The sequence below is a fragment of the Actinocorallia libanotica genome (assembly GCF_039525175.1).
Classification (GTDB): domain Bacteria; phylum Actinomycetota; class Actinomycetes; order Streptosporangiales; family Streptosporangiaceae; genus Actinocorallia; species Actinocorallia libanotica.
Genome location: NZ_BAAAHH010000004.1, coordinates 261,007 through 283,412, shown reverse-complemented (window position 1 = coordinate 283,412; position 22,406 = coordinate 261,007). Strand labels below are relative to the sequence as shown.

Genomic DNA, 22,406 nt, shown 5'->3' with positions numbered 1-22,406 from the left:
ACGATGGACCGGCAGCGGGTGAACGGCGGTCGGGTCGGGAGACAACGAAAAGCCCTTCGCGGATCGGTCGGCGTCGCAACGGTCCCACCCTCCACCAGGGCGCCGCTCGTGATCAACACGAATTTCGTACCCTGATCGACCATCCGTGCGCCATGGACCTGAGGCCGTCGTCCCCTGACGGGCCGAGACCCCGGTTCACCGAGGCGTTCCGCTCCTGATCCGTGCGGAACGGGGTCGTTCGGGCCGCTGTCGGTGCGGGTGCGCGTGGGTGTCCGGCCACGCGCACCGTTCTGGTCGTCCGCGGCCGTCAGGCGTGGGCGGTGATTCCCTGGAGCATGTCCTGGAACGTACGCCCCTGGGTGGGCTCGCCGATGGCGTTCATCTTCCATCCGGGTCCGTTGCGGTAGACCCGGGCCATGATCATCGCCGTGTGCGCCCCTCCTCCGGTGAGGGTGTAGCGGGCGAGCTCGAGACCGGTGGACTCGTCGACCAGGCGGCAGAAGGCGTTCTCGACCTCGTCGAACGTCTGGCCCTGGAAGGAGCTCACGGTGAACACCACCGAGGTGGCGTGCACGGGGAGCCGGCCGAGGTCGACGATGATCGACTCGTCGTCGCCGTCCCCGGCGCCGGTCCGGTTGTCCCCGGTGTGCCGGACCGAGCCGTCCTGGCTGGTGAGCTGGCCGAAGTAGACCACGTCGGTGATCCGGCCGTCGGCGAACACCACGGCGGAGGCGTCCAGGTCGATGTCCTGCTGCCGGGAGCCGAAGAAGCCCTTCTTCGTCACCGCGTCCCAGCCCAGACCCATGCGGACCTGGCTCAGCTCGCCGCCGCCGGGCTTCTCCAGCGAGATCCGCTGGCCCTTGACCATCGAGACGGTCATGACCGTCGCCTCCTCATCTCGTGCGGGCGGACGGCCGGGGCCGTCCGCCCCGCGGGGTTTCTACTACAAGTGTAGTAGCTAATGGCCGCCGCGCAGGGCGTTCACTCCTCCTCGTCCCAGGAGGCCTCCTCGTAGGCGTCCTCGTACGCCTCGGCGTAGGCGTGGTCGACGGCCGCGTCCAGCTCCGCCTGGAACCGCGCCTCCTCGACGGCCTCTTCGATGGCCTCCTCCCGCTCCTCTTCCTCATCCTCCTCGTCGTCCCCGTCGAAGATCTCGTCGACCAGCATCCCCGCGGCGACGCCGCCGACCAGCCCGGCGGCCCCGGCCGCGGCGACCGCGCCCCAGCCCGGCCCGCCGCGCTGCTCCTCGTGATGGCCGTGGTCCTCCCGGTAACCGTGGCTCTCATGGTGGCCGTGGCTTTCGTGATGGCCGTGGCTTTCGTGGTGGCCGTACCCGCCCGGCACGTGCCCGCCGTACGACACGTGTTCGCCATGCGACACGTGCCCGCCATGCGATGCGTGGCCGCCGTGCGCGTGCCCGGCGATCGCCTGGAGCCAGCCGGACAGCCACGCCTCCCACGGCTGGTGCGGCGCCTCGTGGTGGGAGGCGTGGAACCGGCCGATCACGTCCTCCCCCTCGGCGAAGAACCCGTCCTGCGTGTCCGCCTCCAGGATCACGGTCAGGCCCGAGGGGTCGGCGAGGAAGGTGAGCTCGACCTCGTTGATCCGGCCGTGGTACTCGCCCGGCGGATGGAACTCGATCTCCTGGTAGAACGGCAGCTCCTGGTGGACGCCCGCGATGCCGCCCTCCTCCAGGTCGGCGCTCTTGAACTGGAACCCCAGGGCGGTGAAGGCGTCCAGGACCCGCTGCTGGGCGGGCAGCGGCCGGACGGCGATCGGGTCGAGGTCGCCGCTCCCGACCGCTCCCGCGACCTCGAGCTCGGTGCGCACACCCATCACCATGCCGGTCAGGTGCGTGCCGTACACCTCGGTGATCGGCAGCTCCCACGGGACCGCGAGCCGGAACGGGACGGTGTGCCTCAGCCCCGCCCCCAGAAGGAACGGGCCCGTGAGGGCGGTCCGGTGGAACTCCCGGACGCCCTCGCCCTCGTACTCCTCGTACTCGTGCTCCACCCGGGTCGCCAGACCGAGCACGACCCCGTGGACGTGCACGTCGTGGTCGCCGCCGAGGACGTGCACCTCGCCGGTCAGATACTCGCCGGGGCACGTGGACGAGGCGTGCAGCACGGTCTCCACCGAGGGGCCGCCCATGCCGAAGGCGCCCATCGGCCGTTTGAAGATCACGACACTTTCTCCCTTGCCGTCAAAGAACTACTACAACCGTAATTCTTTGCCGGGCGCCCCCGGGAGGCTTTTCAGGGGTCGCGATCGCTTCGCCGGTCCATAACGGCCGCACCCGCGAGATCCGTATCCCGGAGGGCGTTTCCGCCGCCGGAAAGAGCTCCGTGGCGGCTCGGAAAGAAGGCGCCTTCGGCGAAGGGCCAGCGGTCAGGTGCCCTCCTGGAGCGGGCCGCGGGCACGCCAGACGGCGACGGACATCGCACCCGCGTCGAGGGACTCGTGCATGCCGATCTCGCCGGACGCGGTGCGACGGGCGCACTCCGCCATGACCTCCCGGGGGTCGCGGTCGAGTTCGTAGAGCGCGAGATGGCGGTGCGCGGGCCGCTCCTCGGTGCCGGGGGTCTCGACGCGGTGGAACTCGTAGCGCCGACCGGAGGCCACACCCGGGACGGCGAGGATCTCCGCGAGGTGGATCTGGTCGTACCAGTCGTTGTAGGCCTCGTCCTGGCCGGGCTTCGGGTTGGAGAAGACGAGCAGGAGGTCGCGTTCCGCCATGGTTCTTCCTTTCGACGCGGGTGCCGCAAGGAAACTTATGACAGTCGACTGTCACGAGCAACGGCGGAGACCGGCTTCGGCCACCTTCAGGGGGCGGCCGGACGGGCCAGCTCCTGGAGGACGGCGAAGGAGTCGTCGATCACCCGGCTGAAGGGCGTCTGCGCCGGGCCGTCCAGCCAGCGGGTGAGGGCGTGGTCGAGGACCGTCAGCCCCAGGGCGCCCAGCAGGTCGCAGGCGGCGTCCGGGGCGGCGAGGCCGCGGCGCCGGGCGATCGCCTCCGCCAGCGCCCCGGCGTTCTCGGCGTGGCCCGCGCTCTCCCTGCCGCGCAGGGTGAAGGAGGAGGCGACCGCCCGGCGGTACAGCTTGATCTCGCCCCGCAGCCGGTGCAGGCCCGGCGCGAGCACGGCGAACGAGGCGCGCATCGCCTCCAGTTCCGTCATGCTCTCGGGCTGGGCGAGGTAGACGCCGGCGAAGGAGCGGACGAAGTCCGACTCACCGCCCAGCAGCACCGACTCCTTGGTGGGGAAATACCGAAAGAACGTCCGCGGCGAGACCCCGGCCGCCTCCGCGATCTCCTCCGTGGTCGTGGCCTCGTACCCCCGCTCCGCGAACAGCCGCAGCGCGGCGTCGATCAGCCCCTGCCGTGTCCGGACGGTCCGTTCGGCACGCGACGTCCGCGCTTCCTGCGGCATGCGACCCACCCTGGTTCCTCGAATTTTTGATGACAGTCTACTGACAGCCTTGGGTGGCGGTTCGGGAATCCGCCGGGTTTGGTAGCCGACCTACCGGTAGGTAGACTCCGGGGATGGTCAATGACATCTCGGTCTGCGTGGCGGGCCTCACGAAGCGTTACGGCGAGCGAACGGTCCTTGACGATGTCTCCCTCGAGATCCGGCGGGGCGGCCGCACGGTCGTCCTGGGTCCCAACGGCGCCGGGAAGTCCACCTTGCTGGAGATCGTCTCGACGCTGCGCACCCCGACGGCGGGGTCGGTCGTGGTGGAGGGGCACGATGTCGTGGCCGACGCCCGGGCGGCCCGGCGTCTGATCGGGCTGGCCCCCCAGTCCAACGCGCTCGATCCGCTGGCGACCCCGCTGGAGGTGCTGGAATTCCAGGGCGTCGTCCTGGGGCTCGGTAAGCGGGCCGCGCGTCGCCGGTCAGGCGAGCTGGTGGAGCTGTTCGGGCTCGGGGAGCGCCAGGACACGCGGATCGCGAAACTGTCGGGCGGGACCCGCCGGAAGGTCGATCTCGCGGTCGCCTTGGTGGGGAAGCCGTCGCTCATCGTGCTCGACGAGCCCACCACAGGCCTCGACCCGCTCGCCCGGATCGGGTTCTGGGCGGAACTCAAACGGCTGAGCTCCGAAGGAGGGCCGCGCACGCTCCTGATATCCACCCAGGACCTGCACGAGGCGGAGGTGCTGGCCACCGACATCGTCGTCCTGCGCGAGGGCGGGGTCGTCGCGCACGACTCGCCTGACGCGCTCAAGAGCCGAGTCGGTGCACGCATCCTGACACTGACCTTGGACACCCCCGAGTCGACCCACGACCTCCTCGATGCCGCTGGGGCCGGATTCGTTGCGGAGCCCGACCAGCCGACCACGGTCCGCCTCGCACTCCCCGGTGATCCCGCCGTCCTCCGTGCGGCGCTGGACGACATCGGCGCCGCCGCGTCGTCCGTCGAGGAGCTGCGTCTGACCGGCCCGTCGCTCGATGACGTCTTCGCCGCCCTCGCCACACCGACGACCCCTCTCGAGAAGGAGCCGGCATGACCGCCGCCGCTGCCTCCACCGCAAGCACCCGTCGCGCAGGAACCCTTGCGGTGACCACCGCGGCCACAGAGCGAGCCCTGCGCACCGTCTTCCGCTCGCCCGCCCTTTGGATCAGTCCGCTCGCCCAGTCGCTGTTCTTCCTGCTGATCTACTCAGGGCAGCTCAGTAACGTCGGCACCGGCTATCTCGACGGCCAGGCCTTCATCGCCTTCCTCCTGCCGCTGATCCTGCTCACCGGCGTCGCGACCGGTGCCGGCGCCGCGGGAACGCTGACCTCGAACGACCTCACCAGCGGCTACCTCGACCGGCTCCGGATGGCGCACGGCACGGTCACCCCGTTCCTCACCGGCACGGTTCTGGCCACCCTCGTCGCCGTCACGGTGCAGGCCCTCCTCACCATCGGCGGAGCGATGATCGCCGGATACCGGCCGAACGCGTGGACGGGGACCCTGGGGATGCTCGCGGTCATGCTGATCCTCGGCGTCTCGGTCGCCCTGTGCAGCGTCGCCGTCGCCGTCCGAACCTCCTCGTCATCGAGCACCGGCCTCGTCACGCTGGGCTTCTTCGGGCTGTCGTTCTTCACCGGCGTGTTCGCCCCCGTCGACGAGCTCTCCGGCTGGATGCGGGCGATCGCCACGGTGAACCCCCTCACGTACATCATCGAGGCCGCCCGGCAGATCGAGAGCGGCAGCGCCCTCACCGCCGGTCCCGTCGCCGCGCTTATTCTGACCACGCTGGTCGCGGCGGGGTTCGCCTGCTGCGGCCTCGCGCTCGACCACGCCCGGAGGAACCGATGACCACCACCGACACCCGCGCGCAGCTCATGGACGCGTTCAGCGACCAGCTCTCCGCGGTCGGCTACCCCGGCATCTCCCTCGTCGGCGTCGCACGCACCGCCGGAATCCAGAAACCGTCGATCTACCACCACTTCCCCGGAGGCAAGGAAGACCTCTACACCGCGGTGGCGATCCGGTTCATCGACACCTCGCACGCCCGGATCACCGACGCGCTCGCCACCGCAACGACCTTCGAGGAACGGCTCACGGCGCTCGTCCGGGCCGCCGCAGAGCACGCGGGAACCTCGATCTCGTTCGAGCAGCGCATCTACGACGCCCTTGACCTCGTGAGCCCCGCCACCAAGGAGCGCATCTCCCACCTCTATGTCGAAGCCCTCCTCACCCCCGTCGTCGGCCTCTTCACCGAGGCGGTCCAGGAAGGCCGCGTCACGGGAGACCCGGAGTTCCTCATGAACGCCTTCCTTCACCTCGCACGTGCCGCGGACCTCACCTCAGACGACAAAGCAGAACAAATCGTTGAACTTTTCCTCAACGGCGCCCGCCCACACCACGCACGCTCATAGGCCGCGCCCTGGTGCACGATCATCCACTCGCCGTGACGACGTGCCCCATGCGGGCCCGGACGGTATGGTGCCCGGGCCCGCATGGGACGGGAGCGTCAGCGCTTCATGAGGGCGAAGACTCCCCAGCCGAGGTACTCACGCATGTAGCGCGTGTAGCGGGCGGGCTCGTTGGTGAGTTCCTCCCGTACCTCGAGGGCCATTTCGTCGTCGGGGTTCTGGTCGAGCCAGCGGCGCATGCTGAGCCACTGGGCCGCGGTGTAGCGGTCCCAGCTGTCCTGGTCGGCCAGCATCATCTCCACGACGTCGTACCCGAGGCCGCCGAACTGCTCGATCAGGCCGTGCAAGGGCAGGAAGTCGGCCACGCCGGTGGCGTGGCATGCCTTGGCGGTCTCCTCGTCCGGAGGGGTCCGCCGCCAGTACGGCTCGCCGATCAGCATCATGCCGCCGGGGCGGAGGCTGCGGTCGAGCAGCTCGACGGTCCCGGCGACGCCGTTCCCGATCCACGTGGCGCCGACGCAGCAGGCCAGGTCGACCGGCTCGTCCGCGACGTGGCCGGCGGCGTCGCCGTGGACGAACTCGACCCGGTCGGCGACGCCGAGCTCGACGGCGCGGGCTTGTGCCTGCTCGGTGAAGAGCGTGCTGATGTCGACTCCGAGGCCCGTGAAGCCCAGGTCGCGTGCCCAGGTGCACAGCATCTCGCCCGAGCCGCTGGCCAGGTCGAGCACCCGCGTCCCGGGGGCGAGGCGGAGCGATTCGCCCAGGGTCGCGAACTTGGCCGCGGTCAGCGGGTTGTGGATGCGGTGGCCGCTCTCGCGGATGGTGAAGATGCGGGGAAGGTCCATGACCAGATTCCTTTCCGTCATGCCTTGAAGTTCGGGGACTGCTTGAGGGCGCGGCGCAGGCGCGCACCCTGCTTCTCCGGCCGCTCCAGCTCCGCACGCAGCCGCGCGCCGGTGCGGGAGGCGGCACAGGTGTTCTCGCGCTGAAGCCGGTGGTACCTGTCGAGGCGCCGCCAGGTGAGACGGCCGTCGTCGACGGCTGCCAGGACGGCGCAGTCCGGTTCGGTGGCGTGGGCGCAGTCCGGGAAGCGGCAGTCGCGCGCCAGCTCGGTGATCTCCGCGAAGGTCCGGTCGAGGCCCTCCTCGGCATCGTGCAGGCCAACGCCGCGCAGGCCCGGGGTGTCCAGCAGGACCCCACCGTGGGGCAGCGGCAGCAGCTCCCGCCACGCCGCCCGGTCACCGGTGGCGGGGACGACCACCGCGCGGACGGGCCCGGTCTCGGCGACGACGTCGCGCAAGCCGCGCTCTGCCCGCGCCACGCGGCCCGGAACCAGACCGGCGGCCCGCGACGGGGCGAAGGAACATTCGCGTTCGGCGTCCCAGCCGTAGTCGGCCAGCGTCAGGACGCTCGCAGGAGAAGAAAAAGGAGGTCGGTGTGAAGTGCGTTGATGAAACAACGTGGAGACCCTTGAAAGGGGGCCTCGCCGGACGGAAGGCGTGCCGGAACTACTCCCGACGGGGAGGAAGGCAGGCGAAGGTCAGGCCGAGGCCCGGGAGGTGAGGATGGTCCGGGCGCCGCGCACAGAGGTCGTCTCCACGACAGACATCAACTCACCTCTTTCGTCTCCGTAAGCGAACAGATTGTCGCTGCTGCACCTATTATACCGCCCGCCTTGCACATGCCGGTGCGCCGCAGGCGCCTTCACTCCAGCCGATGATGCGGCTCAGGTGGGGAGGATGCCGATGTCGGCGGCGACCCGGGCGAAGGCCCGGATGGGGTCGTTCTCGGTTTCGGTACGCCACACCAGGGCGTACGGCAGGACGTCGATGTCCCGGACGGGCAGGTAGGCGATGTCGGGTCGGCTCCAGTAGCGCCTCATGTGGAAGGGGAAGAGGTTGACGATTTCCCCGATGCTGGCCAGGGTGAGGACCTCCTCGGCGTTGCCCACCACGGGGCCGCGTTCGATGGGACGGCCCTTGCGGGTGTGGGACGGGATGTAGCCGTCGGCCCAGTAGTCCGGCCACACCGAGGATCTCGCGTGCTGGAAGTCGGCGAGCATCTCCAACGACACCGAGGTGTGCCGGGTGAGTTCGTGGTCTGCGGCCACGGCCAGCACCCGCGGCTCGGCGAACAGGACCGGTCCCACCGTCAGGTCGGGTTCTTCGACCGGCAGCCAGCAGATCAGGATGTCGAGGTCGCCACGGCGCAAACCGGCGAACGGATCGACGAAGGAGGACTGCTGGATCCGCAGCTTCCACTGCGGATGCCGGGCGCGGAAGGTGTCCCAGTAGGGGCGCAGGTCCTGGACGTTGAGGGAGAGCGTGCCGACGCGCAGCACGGCGGTGACGCCCTGGGCGGCGAGCCTGGCGCGGCGCACGCCGTCCTGCAGCCCGGTGTAGACGGGCCAGAGGTCGTCGCGGAGCTGCCGGCCGAGCGGTGTCAGCCGGACGGTGCGGTTGGTGCGCTCGAACAGCAGGGCGCCGATCTGGCGTTCCTGCTTCTTGACGGCCTGGGTGATGCGGGCGGGGGTCACGCGCAGCCGTTCGGCGGTCCGGCCGAAATGCAGCTCTTCGGCCAAGGTCAGGAAGATCTCGATGTCGCGAAGTTCCACGACTCTCTCTCGCGTTAACTCAGAGGTTAATACGGCCTTGCGCACTTTGCCGTTGTTCGGGCTTGTAGACGGCATTGATCCTAGTTGCCGGAAGAGCGAGACCACTTCTGGAGTGACGGGATGACGCCTTTGACGGGCAGAACGGCGCTGGTGACCGGGGCCTCGCGCGGGATCGGCCGGGCGATCGCGCGGCGACTGGCGGCCGACGGGATGCTCGTGGCCGTGCACTACGGCAGCAACGAGGCGGCCGCCCGGGAGACCGTGCGGCTGATCGAGAAGGACGGCGGCCGTGCCTTTTCGATCCGCGCCGAGCTGGGCGTGCCCGGGGACGTGGACACCCTGTTCGCCGTCCTGGAGGCGGGTCTGCTCGCGCAGACCGGCCGAGTGCGGCTGGACGTCCTGGTCAACAACGCCGCCGTCACCGCCGACTCGATCGAGACGATCACTCCGGAGGCGTTCGACCGGTTGATCGCGGTCAACACCAAGGCGCCGCTGTTCATCATCCAGCGGGCCCTGCCACTGCTGAACGACGGTGGCCGCATCGTCAACCTGTCCGCGGCGGCGACCAGGATCGCGATGCCCAAGCAGCCGTACGCGATGAGCAAGGCCGCCATCGAGGTGCTCAGCAGCTCCCTGGCCCAGATGGTCGGTGGGCGGAGCATCACGGTCAACGCCGTGGCGCCCGGGCCGACGGTCACCGACATGAACCCGTGGATGCTCGACGATCCCGAAGTCCAGCAGATGGTGGGCAGCGGCAACGCCGTCCCCCGGGCCGGGCAGCCCGCCGACATCGCCGATGTGGTGGCCTTCCTGGCCTCCGAGGCGGGCCGCTGGGTGACCGGTCAGGTCATCGACGCCTCCGGCGGCTGCTTCCTCGGCCCCCGGATCTGAGTCGGCAGCCTTCATCCATCTTCACCGTTGCGACCAGAAAGACACCATGACGCCCGCACTCCAGATCGCCGGCCTCACCAAGAGGTTCGGCGAGAAGATCGCCGTCGACCACGTCGACCTCAACGTCCCGCAAGGATCCTTCTACGGCCTGGTCGGGCCGAACGGCGCGGGCAAGACCACCGCGCTGTCCATGGCCGTCGGGCTGCTCAGGCCGGACGAGGGACGCGCCCTGGTCCACGGGATCGACGTGTGGGGGGAGCCGCTGCGGGCGCGCCGCCTGATGGGCGTCCTGCCCGACGGGCTGGCCATGCCGGAACGGCTCACCGGCCGTGAGCTCCTCACCTACCTCGGACAGTTGCACGGCCTGAGCGCCGAGGAGGTCGACGGCCGGGCGGACGAACTGCTCGCCGTCATGGAACTCGACGGCTCCGCCGAACGCACCCTGGTCGTGGACTACTCCACCGGTATGCGCAAGAAGATCGGCCTGGCGACCACGCTGCTGCACGCCCCCGAGGTCCTGGTGCTCGACGAGCCTTTGGAGGCCGTCGACCCGGTCTCCGCCGCGACCATCAAGAGGATCCTCAAGAGGTTCGTGGAAGGCGGCGGCTCGGTGCTGATCTCCAGCCACGTCATGGCGCTCGTCGAGGAGCTCTGCGACACCGTCGGGGTGATGGCCCGGGGACGCGTCGTCGCGCAGGGCCCTCTCGACGAGGTCCGCGGCGGCCGCTCGCTGGAGGAGACCTTCGTCGACCTGGTCGGCGTCACGATCGGCGGCGGGGAGGGACTGTCGTGGTTGGCGTCCTGATCCGGATGAAGCTGGCCGTGCTGCGCCACAGCACGACTGACGCCAAGATGGCCCTCAGCGGCCTGGGCTGGACCGCCGGGATCTGCCTCGCCGTCACCACTCTCGTCGTGGCGTGCCTCGACTTCTCCCACCCGCGGCTGCTGATGGATCTGCTCGCGGTGACCTTCGCGCTGTGGGCGCTCGGCTGGATGGTCGGCCCGATCTTCGCGGGCGAGCCGGCGCTCAACGGGGAGCACTTCCACCGCCAGCCGATCCCGCGCCGCACCCTGGCCATGGGCCTGCTCGCCGCCGCCCTGGTCGCCGCCACCACCGCCATCACGCTGCTGGCGTTCTGTGCGCTGATCGTCTTCGCCGCACGGCTGAGCTGGGCGGCCGTCTTGGTGTCGGTGCCCGCGGTGGTACTGCTCCTGCTGCTAGTGGTGCTGCTCTCCCGAGTGGTCACGCTGCTGTTCCGCATGCTGGCCAAATCCCGCCTCGGAGGGGTCGTCACCGCGACCGTCACCGCCGCGATGGTCTCGCTGTCCTCGTTCTCCTGGATCCTGATCATCGGGGTCTCCCTGCTGCTGGAGTACGGCTTCCCGCCCGCGTTCTCCACGGTGGTGCGGGCACTGCCGTCCAGTTGGGGCCTGCTCGCCGTCGAGGCGGCCTCCCGCGGCGACTGGCCGTGGACCGTGGGACCGTTGGTCGCCCTGGGCGCCGCAGTGGTCGCGCTGTTCCTGGCATGGAGCGCCCTGCTCGGACCGCAGCGCATCGCCCGCCCGGTGGTCCGCGGCTCCTCCGCGCACAAGGCCGCCCGGCGGGGTCCGCTGTTCCGCGGCGACCAGGGGGCGGTCTACCTCAAGGAACTGCGTACCTGGTGGCGCGATCCGGTGCGCACCCAGGGCATCGTGATGGGCCCGGCCTTCTCCATCATCACCGCGCTGTTCCCGCTGATCTTCGGCTTCACCGCCGGGTTCCCGTTCGTCGGCGCGGCCAGCGCGCTGATGGCCGCCGCGACCTGCGCCAACGCCTACGGGCAGGACGGTACGGCGCTCTGGCTGACCCTGACGGTACCGGGCAAGGAGAAGGCCGACGTCCGCGCCCGCCAGCTGGCCTGGCTGACCGTCTTCGGCCCGCTGACGCTGGTGCTGACGATCCTCGGATGCCTGCTGCACGGCGACGCCTCCTTGGTGCCGTGGGCGCTGGCCGGCACCCTCGCCGCGCTCGGCGGCGGTTCCGGTCTGCTGGTGTGGGTCTCCGTCGTCGCCCTGGTGCCCGGCCCCGACCCGCACAAGAGCAAGAACTCGCCGATGGACCATGGTGACGTCACCGGCCAGTCGTTCCTGATGTTCTTCCTGGTCGCCCTCGCGATGTGCCCCGCGCTCGGGGTCGCCTGGGCGGGCCACGCACTGGATCTGCCCGCCCTGCTGTGGGCGGGCGTCCCAGTAGCCCTGCTCACCGGCGTGTTCTGCCATGTGAAGCTCGGCTCGGTGGCGGCCAGGACGCTGAGGGACAAGGGTCCCGAGCTGCTGCACCTGATGCGGTCGGGCAAGGCGACGTCCACCACCGAGGAAACGGGCGAGGACGCCGGCCCGTCTCCGTTCACGACGATGTCGGGCAGGCATCAGACCCTCATGTGGTCCGCCATGGCCGTGGGCATCCTCGGAGTGTTCCCGCAGGGCCTGGTGCCGTTGGGCATCAAGCTCAGCGGTTCGCCCGCCAAGGTCTGGTTCCTCGCCCTGCACGTGCCCGAGCCATGGCAGTGGCCGGTCGTCGCCGTCATGATCGTGATCGGCCTCGCGGGCTTCCGGGGCGCCTACCTGGTGTACCGGACCGAGAAGAACAGGCTCCAGGCCGCGGCCGCCGGTCCGTAGCCGGAGCAGACCGGCTCACCAGCTGCTGACCTTTGAGTCCTTCGGCTTCGCCGAGCCGGTGTCGTCTTTCGGCCTCGGCGATGCGGGCCGGCGGGCCGTCGCGGAACGGTTCGCCGACTGCCGCCGGGCCCAGGCGAGCAGGATCAGCACGATCAGGAGGATCGCGGTGTTGGCCGCGTACTTGACGGGATAGGACACCTCCCCTATCGGGTCGACCACGAAGGAGAGCGCCGCGTTGGCGACCAGGGCGGAACCGCCCGCGGCCAGAACGTGGGCGCGTCCCCACCCCGCGAGGCGGGACCAACGCAGCAGCAGGCCTCCGAAGACGACCAGCGTCAGTGCCTTCAGGGCGGTTCCCGTCCAGTGCGCGGGCAGGAGGTGGTGGGTGGTCAGCAGGAGCACGCCGGTGACGCCGACCAGCCACGGGGGCGGTACCCGTCCGGGACGCCTCGCGCGGCCGCGCGGGATGCGGCCGCGCGGGATGGTGAAGGCCGCCACGATCAACGCGAGCGCGAGCACCGCGGTGGTGCCGAGCTGGGCGGGCGTCGCCATGAACGCCTTGGTGTGCTCGTGGAAGAACACCAAGACCGCCAGGGCGTACAGCGCGGTGACCACTCCCAGGCCGATCCGGCCCAGCCATGGCCGGTCCGCGAGGCGCGGGGCGCAGGACTCGACCACGGCGATCGGTGCGGCATAGCTCCAGATCACGTGGCCCGTGATGAAGCCCAGCGCGTGGCCGACGCTGATGCCGGGACCGGTGAGGAGAGTGGGCAGCCGCTCTTCGTCCCAGAAGGGCTCGTCGATGAAGCGGGGGTTGAACAGGCTCTGGTCGACGAGGCCGGCCTGGATCAGGCCGAAGGCCGCGCCCAGCAGCAGGATCGTCGGCCAGCCGCGTCCGGTCCGCCGGGCCGCCTCGCGGATCAGCACCGCGACCGTGCCGTAGAGCGGGGCGAGGTAGAGCAGGCCGGTCAGCAGCTCCAGGGGCCTGCCCATGAGGTCGAGGTAGCCGATGAGGTACTCGGCGCAGACGGGGGCCAGGAGCAGCAGGCCCACCGCGGGGATGATCCTGCGGCGCAGCGGGGGTCTGGGGGCGGGCATGGTCTTCCTCTCGAACCGGGGAGGACCACATCATAAACCGAGCGCTCGGTCTATTAATAGCCCGGGTGCCGGTAGGCTGGTGCCCGCTTCGCAGGAACACCCCCCGGAAGGACACGATGAGAACGGTCGACCCGGCCAGGCACCAGGCACGACGGCGGCAGATCGTGCACGCCGCGGCCGAGCTGTTCGCCGCCAAGGGCTTCGAGCGCACCACGACCGCCGAGATCTGCAGGGCGGCGGGCACGAGCACGGGCAACCTGTTCCACTACTTCCCCAACAAGAAGGCCGTCTTCCTGGCCGTGTTCGAGGAGGACGGGGAGGAGAAGCGGGAGGCGCTGGCCCGGGCGCAGGCCGGCGACGATCCGTGGCGTGCGCTGCTGGAGGTCGTCAACCTCCTCGCCGCACCGGCGGCGGAACCGCTCGTCCCGCCGCTGGTGATGGAGGCGATGGTCCAGGCCTACCGCGATCCCGAGGTCGAGGCGGCGCTGGAGCGCGACAACGAGCAGGAGCTCGCCGCGCTCACGGCCCTGCTGGCGAAGGCGGCGGCCGCGGGCCGGATCGACCCCGGTCTGGACCCGCGCGGCACCGCCACCTGGGTCCAGACCCTGATCGGCTCGCTCTACACCGCCGCGGCCGGCGACCCGGCGTTCAAGCCCGCCGAGCAGCTCCCCGTCCTCCACCTCATCCTGCGCCGCTTCCTGCGGGCCGTGCCCGAGGAGGACGCCTGACTCAGGCCGGGACGAGGTCGCGCAGGCGGGAGTCGAGCTCGCTGCGGTAGAAGTCCATGAAGCCGTCGGGATCGGGCCCGGCGTTCTGCATCACCAGGTGGTCGAAGCCCGCGTCGACGAAGGGCTGGGCGACCTCGACGTAGCGGGACGGGTCGGGTCCGCAGGCGAACTTCTCCAGGATGTCCTCCTCGCGCACGGTGGTGCTGGCGGCGTCGAAGTTGGCGGGATTGGGCAGCTCGCTCATCACCTTCCAGCCGGTCAGCGCCCACCGTGAGGTCTCCCAGGCCGCCTGGGCCGCGGTGTGCTCGTCGGGAGCCCAGGCCATGGGGACCTCGGCGTAGAGCGGGCCGTCGCCGCCCGCCTCGTGGTACTCCTTGACGATCTTCTTCTTGGGCTCGGTGGAGAAGATCCCGTCGCCGAGCTCGGCGGCGAGCCTCGCGGCCTGCGCCCCGCCCGCGGCCACCGCGATCGGCGGGGGCTCGTCGGGCAGGTCGAACACCCGGGCGTCCTCGAGCTGGAGGTGCTCGCCCTGGTAGGAGCGGTATCCGCCCTTCCAGAGCAGCCGGATGATCTCCAGGGCCTCGCGCATCATGTCCTGGCGGCCCTGCACCGAGTGCGGGAAGCCGGGGCCGACGACGTGCTCGTTCAGCCGCTCCCCCGAGCCGATCCCCAGCGTGAAGCGCCCGTCGGACAGCAGCGCCAGCGTCGCCGCGGCCTGCGCGATGATCGCCGGGTGGTAGCGGACGGTCGGGCAGGTCACCCCGGTGGCCAGCCGGATGCGGTCGGTCCTGGCGGCGATGGCGCCCAGCACCGACCAGGCGAACGGCGAGTGCCCCTGCTCGTCCAGCCAGGGGTGGTAGTGATCGCTGATCTCCACGAAGTCGAATCCGGCCTCCTCGGCCCGGATCGCCTGCCGTACCAGCTCCTTGGGCCCGAACCCCTCGGCCATGAGCTTGTACCCGATCTGCATCTCCACCCCCGTGGTAGCTGTTTGTCCCTTTTTCCCCTCTTGCCCCATTTTCCGGACCGGACACCCCGGCCGCGCGCTCAGCGGTGCGCCCGGCCGACCCGCTGCCGCCGGGAGAGCGGCCGGGTGCCGCCCCGCTCGACCCGCCGCAGCCGGTCGTGCAGCCCCCGGCGGCCGAGCTCCCGCTCGAAGTCCGACAGCGGGGAGCGGAACACGGTGTAGTCGTCGTAGTGGACGGGCACCACGGTGGCGCAGTCCATCGTCTCCAGCCAGAGCGCGCCCTGGCGGCCGTCCATGGTCGCGGGGATCACTCGCAGCAGCCGGGTCCCGCCCAGGTGGACGATGCCCACGTCGATGTCCGGGTAGCGCCGCCGGATCTCGGCGAGCCCGTCGTACAGGAGCGTGTCGCCGCTGATGTACACGCGCAGCTCCGGCTCGCCGCCCCGGGGGCCGAACTCCAGCATGGAGCCCATGACCGGCGGCAGCATCCGGCGCAGCGGCCCCGGCGCGTGCCGTCCGGGCATGGCGGTGACGCGGATCTGGTGGTCCTGCTTGGTGAGGATCTCCGAATTCCAGGTGCGCAGCCCCTCGGCGTACCGGAAACCCTTCCTGCGCAGGGCGCGCGAGGCGGCCGGCGTGGTCAGGATGGGCAACCGGCGGTCCAGGCGCCGCTCGGCCACCCCGTCCCAGTGGTCACCGTGCAGATGGGACAGGATCACTCCATCCAGTTCGGGTAGATCGTCCACCAGTACGGCGGGATCCTTCAGCCGTTTGCTGGTCAGCCCGTACCCCAGATAGGCACGCTGCCCTTTGCGAATGAAGTTCGGGTCGGTGAGCAGCGTGAAAGGCCCGTACTTGATGATCGCCGTGGCGTTCCCCACGAAGGTCAGCGTCGCCGCATCGACAGCCATGAGTCCCCCTTAACTCCCTTTTCGGGAGCTACCCCCTGCCAAGGCGCTCATGCCTCGGCGAGGGCGTGGCGGGCGTAGGCGCGGACGTCGGCATCGGCGTCCTTCAGGGCTCTGACCAGGGCTTCCTCCCGTCCCGGGGTGGGGGCGTGGGCGGCCAGAGCGATGACGGCCGCCTTGCGCACGTCCAGGTGGGTGTCTTCCAAGGCGCCGATGAGCGCTTCGGTCGCGGCGGGACCCGCGGCGGCGAGGGCCGTGGCCGCGCCTGCGCGGACCTCCCAGGACGGGTCCGACAGGGCGGGGACGGCCAGGGCGGGAGCGCCGTCCAGGGAGGCGAAGGCCTTGAAGGCGGCGGCGCGCACCAACGGGTCCGGGTCGGCGGCCAGAGCCGTGAGGACGGGAGCAGCTTCGGGACGGGCCAGGTGACCCAGGCCCGCGGTGACGGTGATCCGCACCTCGCGGGAGGTGTCGGAGGCCGCCTGTGAGACGGCCGCGACGTCGTCCAGGGAGACCAACCCCCGGACGGCCTGGAGGCGGACGCGGTGGTCGTCGTCCTGCAGAGCGCCGCCGAAGAGAGCGGTGTCGCCCAGACGCAGGGCGCGCAGCACGTCCAGGGTGGCGGCGCGCACCACCGGGTCGGAGTGGTGCCTGGTCAACGCCTCGGCGAGCTCGGTGCTCGGCGGAATGACCTCGACGAGTTCGCGCAGCGCGGTGGCCGCGGCGTGCCGTACCGAGGCGTGCGCGTCACCGAGGGCACCGGCCAGCACCGTGGCGAAGCCTTCGGGGACGACTTCGGTGAGCGTGGCGACGGCCGCACGCCGCACCTTCGGGTCGGGATCGGCCAGGTAGGGGGCGATGTCCGCGGTGCCCGGAGCGGATTCGGCCAGTTGCAGCAGCTCCAGAATCCGGGGCGAGCGGGCCGCCGCGGACACGCCGCCTCTGCTCGCGGCGGTCGGGGACGAAACCGCATATTCCATCGGAGGCGCCGTCTCCAGCACCGTCCGTTCGCCGCCTTCCGGCACGCTGAACTCGTCCACTTCCACCTGGTAGGGGTGCACCGGGATCTTCACGAATTCCATGTGCCCGTCCTCGCGCCGCCGAACGTTCAGGTGCGAGAACCAAGAAGCGTCATCACGTCCTGGCAGGTCGGCCCGTTCGTGGTAGAGCCCCCAGCGGCTCTCGGTGCGCACCAGCGAGGCACGGGCGGCCAGCTCGGCGCAGTCGCGGATGAAAGTGACCTCGGCGCAGCGCATCAGCTCGTGCGGGGTGCGCGCGCCCATCGCGGCGATCTCACCCGACATCCGGACGAACGCCTCCAGCGCCAGTTCCAGCTTCGCACCGGTCTTGGGCGGCGCCACGTAGTCGTTGACGAAACGGCGCAGCTTGTACTCCACCTGCGGCTGCGGCGGCCCGTCGGGGTTGCGCAGCGGGCGGTAGATCAGCTCGTGGGCGGCGGCGATCTGCGCTTCGTCCGGCTCGCCGTGCCGGAACGTCGCGGCGGCGTTCTCCCCCGCCAGCTCGCCGAACACGAACGCGCCGATCATGTAGTTGTGCGGCACGCACGCCAGGTCGCCCGCCGCGTACAGGCCGGGCACGGTGGTGCGGGCGTGGTCGTCGACCCACACCCCGGACGCCGAGTGCCCGCCGCACAGTCCGATCTCGGAGATGTGCATCTCGATGTCGTGGGTGCGGTAGTCGTGGCCGCGGTTGGCGTGGAAGGTGCCGCGGGTGGGCCGTTCGGTGGTGTGCAGGATGCCCTCCAGCTGGGAGAGCGTCTCGTCCGGCAGGTGGGTGGTCTTGAGGTAGATCGGGCCGCGCGCCGAGTCGATCTCCCGTTTGACCTCGGCCATCATCTGCCCCGACCAGTAGTCGCAGTCGACGAATCGCTCGCCGCCGTTGTTGACCTGGTAGCCGCCGAACGGGTTGGCGACGTAGGCGCAGGCGGGGCCGTTGTAGTCCTTGATGAGCGGGTTGATCTGGAAGCACTCCAGCCCGCTGAGCTCGGCTCCGGCGTGGTAGGCCATCGCGTACCCGTCGCCGGCGTTGGCGGGGTTCTCGTACGTGCCGTACAGGTAGCCGGAGGCGGGCAGGCCGAGTCGTCCGCACGGGCCCGTCGCCAGGACGACGGCTCCCGCGCGCACCACGACGAACTCCCCGGTGCGGGTGTTGAAGCCCACCGCGCCGACCGCGCGTCCGCCGGACGTCAGGACGCGCACCGGCATCACCCGGTTCTCGATCCGCACCCGCTCGCGGATGTTCTTGCGGCGCAGCACCCGGTACAGGACCTTCTTGACGTCCTTGCCCTCGGGCATCGGCAGCACGTAGGAGCCCGACCGGTGCACGCGCCGCACCGCGTACTCGCCGTGCTCGTCCTTCTCGAACTTGACGCCGTAGCCCTCCAGCCGTTTGACCATGGCGTACCCGCGGGTGGCCGTCTGCCAGACGGTCCGCTGGTCGACGATGCCGTCGTTGGCGCGGGTGATCTCCGTGACGTAGTCCTCGGGGGTGGCGATGCCGAGGATGACGGCGTTGTTGACGCCGTCCATGCCCATGGCCAGCGCTCCGGAGTGCCGTACGTGCGCCTTCTCCAGCAGCAGGACCCGCGCGCCGTGCTCGGCGGCGGTGATGGCCGCCATCGTCCCGGCGGTGCCGCCGCCGACGACGAGGACGTCGCAGGTCAGTTCGCTGCGTTCCGACAGTGCGGGGATCTGCATCAGGTGGTCTCCAGGGTCTGTGCGCCGAGCGCGGCCAGGACGCGGGCGCGCAGCGCGGGGTCGACGGACGTGCGGGGGCGGGGCACCTCGACGAGGTCGGCGAGCCCGCCGCCGCCCAGGACGGCGACGCGGTCGCCGAGCAGGAGCGCCTCGTCCACGTCGTGCGTGACGAACACGACGGTGGTGCTGGCGTTCCACACCTCGGTGAGCAGCCGCTGCATCTCGTGGCGGGTCTGGGCGTCCAGGGCGCCGAACGGCTCGTCCATGAGGACGGCGCGCGGCCGTCCGGCCAGGGTCCGGGCGAGCTGGACGCGCTGGCGCTGCCCGCCGGACAGGTCGCGCGGCAGCCGCCGCTCCAGCCCGGCCAGGCCGACGCGGGCCAGCCAGTCGGCGGCGCGGGCGTTGCGCTCGGCCCGCGGCATCCGCCGGATCGCCAGCGGCAGGGCGACGTTCGCGCGGGTGCTGCGCCAGGGCAGCAGCGCGTCCTCCTGGAACATCAGCGCCCGGTCGGCGGAGGTGCTGCGGATCGGCTCGCCGTCGGCGAGCAGCTCGCCCGCGGCGACGGGCAGCAGCCCGGCCAGGGAGCGCAGCAGGGTGGACTTGCCGCAGCCGGACGAACCCGCGACGGCGAGGATCTCGCCCGCCGCGACGTCCAGGTCCAGGCCGGTCAGGACGGGCCTGCCGGCGTAGGCGAGGGCGAGGTCCTTGATCTGGAAGGAGAGTCCGCTCATGTGCGCGCCTCCGCGGGGAGCCATCGGGTGGCGCGGCGGCCGAGCAGCTCCACCGCGCCGGAGGTCAGGAAGCCCAGGAGCCCGATCGTGATGATCCCGACGAGCACTCCGGGGTAGTCGACGATCGTGTAGGACGCCCAGGTGCGGTAGCCGACGCCGAACCGGCCGGAGATCATCTCGGCGGAGATGAGGCAGATCCAGGCGACGCCCATGCCGACCGACAGGCCGCCGAAGACGCCCGGCAGGATCCCGGGCAGCAGCACGCCCGACAGCACCCGGATCCGGCCGCCTCCCAGGGTGCGCACCGCGTCCTCCCAGACGGGGGGCAGGGCGCGCACCGCGTGCCGGGTCGAGACCATGATCGGGAAGAAGGCGGCGGCGAAGGTGATGAACACGATGCCCTGCTCGCTCTGCGGGAAGAGCAGGATCGCGATCGGCACCAGCGCGATCGCCGGGACGGGGCGGGCCAGTTCGAACAGGGGCAGCAGCAGGTCGCCGGCCCGGCGGGAACGGGCCACGAGCGTGCCGAGCAGGCCGCCGAGGACGGCGGCGAGCACGAACCCGGTGAGGATGCGCACCAGGCTCTGGGCCAGGTCCTGGTAGTAGACGCCGGTGGTGAGCTGGCGGCCGAACTCCGCCAGCACGTCGCCGGGGCCGGGGAAGCGGTCGAAGCGCAGCAGGAACACCACGTCGTGCTCGGTCAGCAGGTACCACAGGCCGAGCGCCGCGAGCGGGGAGCCGGCGCGCAGCAGGAGCCTCACGCCGCCTTCACCGCCTCCGGGTAGGAGACGGGCGCGGTGCCGGAGTGGGAGGAGGCGTAGGCGTCGGCGTTCTCCTGGGTGGCGAACGGCAGGAAGGTGTCGCCGTCGCGGAGCCAGACGCTGTGGTCGGCGAACCAGCGGGTGCCGGTGAGCGCGTCGGGCACGTAGGCGGCGCGGATCTTCTTGCCGGAGTCCTGCGCTTCGCGGACCGCCTTCAGCAGGGCGTTCGGGTCGGCGGCGGGCCGGGTGCTCTGCTCGCCGTCCAGCCACAGCTCGCCGGCCTTGGCGGGGTCGCCGGGCAGGGCCGCTCCGTTGGTCGTCTTGGCGGTGTCGGCTTCGTAGTCCGGGCCGTAGGCGGCGCGGAGGTAGGTGTCGTTGAAGAACGACGGGACGTCCAGGGGCTTGTCCAGGACGCCGATCGACTTCAGGAACGGGACGTCCTGCTCGAACGCCTTGCGCTGGGCCGGCTTGATCGTCACGTCGAAGGTGGAGATGCCGTTGGGGCCGTTGTAGAGGTAGACGGTCTCGGGGGCCAGTCCCGTCTCCTTCGCGACGGACTCGGCGGCCTCGAGCGGGTGCTCGTGCAGGTAGGTCGTGGCCTGGATCTGCGCCTTGAGGAAAGCCTCGAGCACGTCGCCGCCTTCCTTGGCGAACTTCTGGCGGACGACGGTGCCGTGGAAGGTCGGCACGTTCAGGGAGCCGCCGTCGTACAGCAGGCGCGCCTGCCCGGCCTGGACGAGCTGGCCCGGCCAGGCGACGAACTGGGCGAGCGCGGCGACGCTCCCGGACTGCAGCGCCGACGCGCCGACCGAGGGCTGCTGGTTCTCGGTCGTGATGTCCTCGGCGGCGTCCAGGCCGAGCTTGTCCAGCGCCTGCACGAGGGTGCCGTGCCCGGCGGAGCCGACGCTGGCCGAGACGTTCCGGCCCTTGAGGTCGCGCAGGGTGCGGGCCTTGGAATCCGGGGCGACGACGACGCCGTTGAGGGCGCCGCGCAGGTTGTAACCGGTGACGGCGACGAGCTCGGTGCGCGCCTCGTCGCCCTGGGCCTGGGCGCGGGAGCCGTTGATGAGCAGCGGATAGTCGCCCATCGAACCGATGTCGATCTTCCCGGCGAGCATCTCGGCGGTGATGGGCGCGCCGGACTCGTAGTCCTGCCAGACGACCTGGTACCCGTCCCCGAGGTTCTTCTCGAAGTAGCCCAGCGAGCGCAGCAGCGTCCCGGCGGTCACGGTGTTGATGGTCTTGGACTGGTAGCCGACGACGACCTTCGTGCGTCCCTCGGCCGCCTCCCCGGCGACGGTGCAGGCCGAGGCGGCCAGGACGGGCACGAGGAGGAGGGCGAGCGCGGATCTCTTCATCGCTGGGGCCTTCTATCGCAGCAGGTAGGGGATGTTCACGGTGACGGCGCCCGTGGGGCAGCGGTCGGCGCACGGGCCGCAGTACCAGCACTCGTCCACGTACATGTGGGCCTTGCCGGTCTCGGGGTCCAGGGCCAGGGAGTCCAGGGGGCAGACGTCGATGCAGAGGGTGCAGCCCTCGATGCACAGGGCGGCGTCGACGGTGACCGGCACGTCCTGCCGGTGGGGGACGAGAGGCATCTACAGGCTCCTGTGGAGAGTGCCGCGCAGGGTGAGCCGGTCGCCGCGGAAGCGGATGAACTCCAGGTCGACCGGCCGGCCGTCGGCGAGGTGGGTGAGCCGCTCGACCAGGAGCGTCGCGGTGCCGCGAGGCGCTTCCAGGACGGCGGCGGAGTGCGGGTCGGCGTTGACGGCCTCGACGGACAGCTCGGCCCGGCCGAGCGGCCCCTTCAGCCGTTCGATCAGCACGAAGACGTCCTCGTGGACGAGGTCCTCCTTCAGCAGGGCGCGGCCCAGCTCCGGTTCGAGGTAGGTCTGGTCGAGGCTGAGAGGCACCCCGTTCAGGCGCCGCAGCCGCTCGAGGTAGACCACGGGCGAGTCATCGGGCAGCTCCAGCCGCGAGGTGATCGCGGGCGGCGGCGTGATGAGCCCCGACGCCCGCACCTCGTTGACGATCTCACCGTGCTCGTGGAGGGTCTCCCCCAGCCCGAGGAGCCGGTGCAGCCCGTGCGGCACCTTGCCCGTGGCCGTGACGACCGTCCCGACGCCCGGCAGCCGCTCGATGAGCCCTTCCGCGCGCAGGAGGTCCAGGGCGTCGCGGACGGCGTTGCGGGTCGTGCCGAACTCGGCCACGAGCCGCTCCTCCCTGGGCAGCACGCCGCTCTCGAACGCGCCGCGCCCGATCTGGCAGCGGAGCACGTCCGCCACCTGCCGGGCCCGGTCGGCCCGCAACCGCCGTCCGTCACTGAGGTCGTATGCGCTGGTCACGCCCAAAACCTATCAAGTCGATAGGGAAACTCAGATAACGGGGAGGTCACGCCACCCCGCACCCCCTCCCGGCCAGCACGTCCACCCGGAACTCCCCCACTCCCGCCACCCCCGGCACCGGATGAATCGC

Annotated in this window: 23 protein-coding genes; 7 read left to right on the top strand and 16 right to left on the bottom strand. The window is 70.9% G+C overall.

Annotated elements, in window-relative coordinates:
* Window positions 1–307: 307 nt before the first annotated feature.
* The 4 genes from ABD140_RS08170 to ABD140_RS08155 form a co-directional block, all read right to left on the bottom strand.
* Window positions 308–880, bottom strand: a complete 573-nt coding sequence (locus tag ABD140_RS08170) for a TerD family protein (protein WP_344238438.1) — start codon at window positions 878–880, stop codon at window positions 308–310.
* Window positions 881–981: 101 nt separating this feature from the next.
* Entirely contained in the window at window positions 982–2,184 is a 1,203-nt protein-coding gene (locus ABD140_RS08165) for a sporulation protein (protein WP_344238436.1), read from the bottom strand.
* Between the two features lie 204 nt (window positions 2,185–2,388).
* Window positions 2,389–2,736 carry a hypothetical protein gene (locus ABD140_RS08160; protein WP_344238434.1) on the bottom strand — a complete coding sequence of 116 codons (348 nt, stop codon included), beginning with the start codon at window positions 2,734–2,736 and terminating at the stop codon, window positions 2,389–2,391.
* A gap of 86 nt (window positions 2,737–2,822) precedes the next feature.
* Entirely contained in the window at window positions 2,823–3,428 is a 606-nt protein-coding gene (locus ABD140_RS08155) for a TetR family transcriptional regulator (RefSeq protein WP_344238432.1), read from the bottom strand.
* 113 nt (window positions 3,429–3,541) lie between these two features.
* Here ABD140_RS08155 and ABD140_RS08150 point away from each other — a divergent pair, with 113 nt between their 5' ends.
* Genes ABD140_RS08150 through ABD140_RS08140 form a run of 3 tightly spaced genes read left to right on the top strand, consistent with a single transcriptional unit; the run spans window position 3,542 to window position 5,864 of the window.
* Window positions 3,542–4,504 (top strand): ABC transporter ATP-binding protein, encoded by a 963-nt coding sequence (locus tag ABD140_RS08150; protein ID WP_344238430.1) that lies wholly within the window; start codon window positions 3,542–3,544, stop codon window positions 4,502–4,504.
* Window positions 4,501–5,301, top strand: coding sequence for an ABC transporter permease (locus ABD140_RS08145; RefSeq protein ID WP_344238428.1), 801 nt, complete (start codon window positions 4,501–4,503; stop codon window positions 5,299–5,301). Before ABD140_RS08150 ends, ABD140_RS08145 begins: the two co-directional genes overlap by 4 nt.
* The gene (locus ABD140_RS08140) at window positions 5,298–5,864 is read left to right on the top strand and encodes a TetR/AcrR family transcriptional regulator (RefSeq protein ID WP_344238426.1); all 567 of its coding nucleotides are present in this window, start codon (window positions 5,298–5,300) and stop codon (window positions 5,862–5,864) included. The genes ABD140_RS08145 and ABD140_RS08140 overlap by 4 nt, the downstream gene beginning before the upstream one ends.
* A 95-nt stretch (window positions 5,865–5,959) precedes the next feature.
* On the opposite strand, the gene ABD140_RS08135 is transcribed toward ABD140_RS08140, so the two are convergent.
* The 3 genes from ABD140_RS08135 to ABD140_RS08125 form a co-directional block, all read right to left on the bottom strand.
* Window positions 5,960–6,727, bottom strand: coding sequence for an SAM-dependent methyltransferase (locus ABD140_RS08135; RefSeq protein ID WP_344238424.1), 768 nt, complete (start codon window positions 6,725–6,727; stop codon window positions 5,960–5,962).
* Entirely contained in the window at window positions 6,724–7,161 is a 438-nt protein-coding gene (locus ABD140_RS08130) for a ribosome small subunit-dependent GTPase A (RefSeq protein WP_344238422.1), read from the bottom strand. Before ABD140_RS08130 ends, ABD140_RS08135 begins: the two co-directional genes overlap by 4 nt.
* A 426-nt stretch (window positions 7,162–7,587) precedes the next feature.
* Window positions 7,588–8,475: a LysR family transcriptional regulator gene (locus ABD140_RS08125; protein ID WP_344238420.1), complete on the bottom strand. Its 888-nt coding sequence runs from the start codon at window positions 8,473–8,475 to the stop codon at window positions 7,588–7,590.
* Window positions 8,476–8,595: 120 nt separating this feature from the next.
* Between ABD140_RS08125 and ABD140_RS08120 the strand changes: the two genes are divergently transcribed.
* From ABD140_RS08120 to ABD140_RS08110, 3 genes are read left to right on the top strand one after another with little or no spacing between them, the layout of a single operon-like run.
* Entirely contained in the window at window positions 8,596–9,366 is a 771-nt protein-coding gene (locus tag ABD140_RS08120) for an SDR family oxidoreductase (protein ID WP_344238418.1), read from the top strand.
* A gap of 46 nt (window positions 9,367–9,412) precedes the next feature.
* Entirely contained in the window at window positions 9,413–10,171 is a 759-nt protein-coding gene (locus tag ABD140_RS08115; protein WP_344238416.1) for an ABC transporter ATP-binding protein, read from the top strand.
* Window positions 10,156–12,024 (top strand): hypothetical protein, encoded by a 1,869-nt coding sequence (locus tag ABD140_RS08110; RefSeq protein WP_344238414.1) that lies wholly within the window; start codon window positions 10,156–10,158, stop codon window positions 12,022–12,024. The genes ABD140_RS08115 and ABD140_RS08110 overlap by 16 nt, the downstream gene beginning before the upstream one ends.
* A 15-nt stretch (window positions 12,025–12,039) precedes the next feature.
* Here the strand turns inward: ABD140_RS08110 and ABD140_RS08105 are convergent, their stop codons facing one another.
* Window positions 12,040–13,122: a hypothetical protein gene (locus ABD140_RS08105; protein WP_344238412.1), complete on the bottom strand. Its 1,083-nt coding sequence runs from the start codon at window positions 13,120–13,122 to the stop codon at window positions 12,040–12,042.
* A 116-nt stretch (window positions 13,123–13,238) separates the two neighbouring features.
* Between ABD140_RS08105 and ABD140_RS08100 the strand changes: the two genes are divergently transcribed.
* A complete protein-coding gene (locus ABD140_RS08100) occupies window positions 13,239–13,850 on the top strand; it encodes a TetR/AcrR family transcriptional regulator (RefSeq protein ID WP_344238410.1) in 612 nt (203 codons plus the stop codon).
* A gap of 1 nt (window position 13,851) precedes the next feature.
* Here the strand turns inward: ABD140_RS08100 and ABD140_RS08095 are convergent, their stop codons facing one another.
* The 8 genes from ABD140_RS08095 to ABD140_RS08060 all read right to left on the bottom strand — a co-directional run bounded on the left by ABD140_RS08095 (window position 13,852) and on the right by ABD140_RS08060 (window position 22,276).
* Window positions 13,852–14,820: a TIGR03557 family F420-dependent LLM class oxidoreductase gene (locus tag ABD140_RS08095; RefSeq protein ID WP_344238408.1), complete on the bottom strand. Its 969-nt coding sequence runs from the start codon at window positions 14,818–14,820 to the stop codon at window positions 13,852–13,854.
* Window positions 14,821–14,897: 77 nt separating this feature from the next.
* Complete coding sequence (locus ABD140_RS08090; protein ID WP_344238406.1) at window positions 14,898–15,728, bottom strand: MBL fold metallo-hydrolase; 831 nt, start codon at window positions 15,726–15,728, stop codon at window positions 14,898–14,900.
* Window positions 15,729–15,775: 47 nt separating this feature from the next.
* Complete coding sequence (locus tag ABD140_RS08085) at window positions 15,776–18,439, bottom strand: fumarate reductase/succinate dehydrogenase flavoprotein subunit (RefSeq protein ID WP_344238404.1); 2,664 nt, start codon at window positions 18,437–18,439, stop codon at window positions 15,776–15,778.
* A complete protein-coding gene (locus ABD140_RS08080; RefSeq protein ID WP_344238402.1) occupies window positions 18,439–19,170 on the bottom strand; it encodes an ABC transporter ATP-binding protein in 732 nt (243 codons plus the stop codon). Before ABD140_RS08080 ends, ABD140_RS08085 begins: the two co-directional genes overlap by 1 nt.
* Window positions 19,167–19,931, bottom strand: coding sequence for an ABC transporter permease (locus tag ABD140_RS08075; RefSeq protein WP_344238400.1), 765 nt, complete (start codon window positions 19,929–19,931; stop codon window positions 19,167–19,169). Before ABD140_RS08075 ends, ABD140_RS08080 begins: the two co-directional genes overlap by 4 nt.
* Window positions 19,928–21,289: an ABC transporter substrate-binding protein gene (locus ABD140_RS08070; protein ID WP_344238398.1), complete on the bottom strand. Its 1,362-nt coding sequence runs from the start codon at window positions 21,287–21,289 to the stop codon at window positions 19,928–19,930. The genes ABD140_RS08075 and ABD140_RS08070 overlap by 4 nt, the downstream gene beginning before the upstream one ends.
* Window positions 21,290–21,301: 12 nt before the next feature.
* Window positions 21,302–21,529, bottom strand: coding sequence for a 4Fe-4S dicluster domain-containing protein (locus ABD140_RS08065; protein WP_344238396.1), 228 nt, complete (start codon window positions 21,527–21,529; stop codon window positions 21,302–21,304).
* Entirely contained in the window at window positions 21,530–22,276 is a 747-nt protein-coding gene (locus tag ABD140_RS08060) for a GntR family transcriptional regulator (protein ID WP_344238394.1), read from the bottom strand.
* Window positions 22,277–22,406 lie beyond the last annotated feature (130 nt).

Coding starts and splice junctions, on each gene's coding strand:
- ABD140_RS08170 (WP_344238438.1), bottom strand. CDS start 880: ATGACCGTCTCGATGGTCAAGGGCCAGCGGATCTCGCTGGAGAAGCCC.
- ABD140_RS08160 (WP_344238434.1), bottom strand. CDS start 2,736: ATGGCGGAACGCGACCTCCTGCTCGTCTTCTCCAACCCGAAGCCCGGC.
- ABD140_RS08155 (WP_344238432.1), bottom strand. CDS start 3,428: ATGCCGCAGGAAGCGCGGACGTCGCGTGCCGAACGGACCGTCCGGACA.
- ABD140_RS08150 (WP_344238430.1), top strand. CDS start 3,542: ATGGTCAATGACATCTCGGTCTGCGTGGCGGGCCTCACGAAGCGTTAC.
- ABD140_RS08145 (WP_344238428.1), top strand. CDS start 4,501: ATGACCGCCGCCGCTGCCTCCACCGCAAGCACCCGTCGCGCAGGAACC.
- ABD140_RS08140 (WP_344238426.1), top strand. CDS start 5,298: ATGACCACCACCGACACCCGCGCGCAGCTCATGGACGCGTTCAGCGAC.
- ABD140_RS08135 (WP_344238424.1), bottom strand. CDS start 6,727: ATGACGGAAAGGAATCTGGTCATGGACCTTCCCCGCATCTTCACCATC.
- ABD140_RS08120 (WP_344238418.1), top strand. CDS start 8,596: ATGACGCCTTTGACGGGCAGAACGGCGCTGGTGACCGGGGCCTCGCGC.
- ABD140_RS08115 (WP_344238416.1), top strand. CDS start 9,413: ATGACGCCCGCACTCCAGATCGCCGGCCTCACCAAGAGGTTCGGCGAG.
- ABD140_RS08105 (WP_344238412.1), bottom strand. CDS start 13,122: ATGCCCGCCCCCAGACCCCCGCTGCGCCGCAGGATCATCCCCGCGGTG.
- ABD140_RS08100 (WP_344238410.1), top strand. CDS start 13,239: ATGAGAACGGTCGACCCGGCCAGGCACCAGGCACGACGGCGGCAGATC.
- ABD140_RS08095 (WP_344238408.1), bottom strand. CDS start 14,820: ATGCAGATCGGGTACAAGCTCATGGCCGAGGGGTTCGGGCCCAAGGAG.
- ABD140_RS08090 (WP_344238406.1), bottom strand. CDS start 15,728: ATGGCTGTCGATGCGGCGACGCTGACCTTCGTGGGGAACGCCACGGCG.
- ABD140_RS08085 (WP_344238404.1), bottom strand. CDS start 18,439: ATGCAGATCCCCGCACTGTCGGAACGCAGCGAACTGACCTGCGACGTC.
- ABD140_RS08080 (WP_344238402.1), bottom strand. CDS start 19,170: ATGAGCGGACTCTCCTTCCAGATCAAGGACCTCGCCCTCGCCTACGCC.
- ABD140_RS08070 (WP_344238398.1), bottom strand. CDS start 21,289: ATGAAGAGATCCGCGCTCGCCCTCCTCCTCGTGCCCGTCCTGGCCGCC.
- ABD140_RS08065 (WP_344238396.1), bottom strand. CDS start 21,529: ATGCCTCTCGTCCCCCACCGGCAGGACGTGCCGGTCACCGTCGACGCC.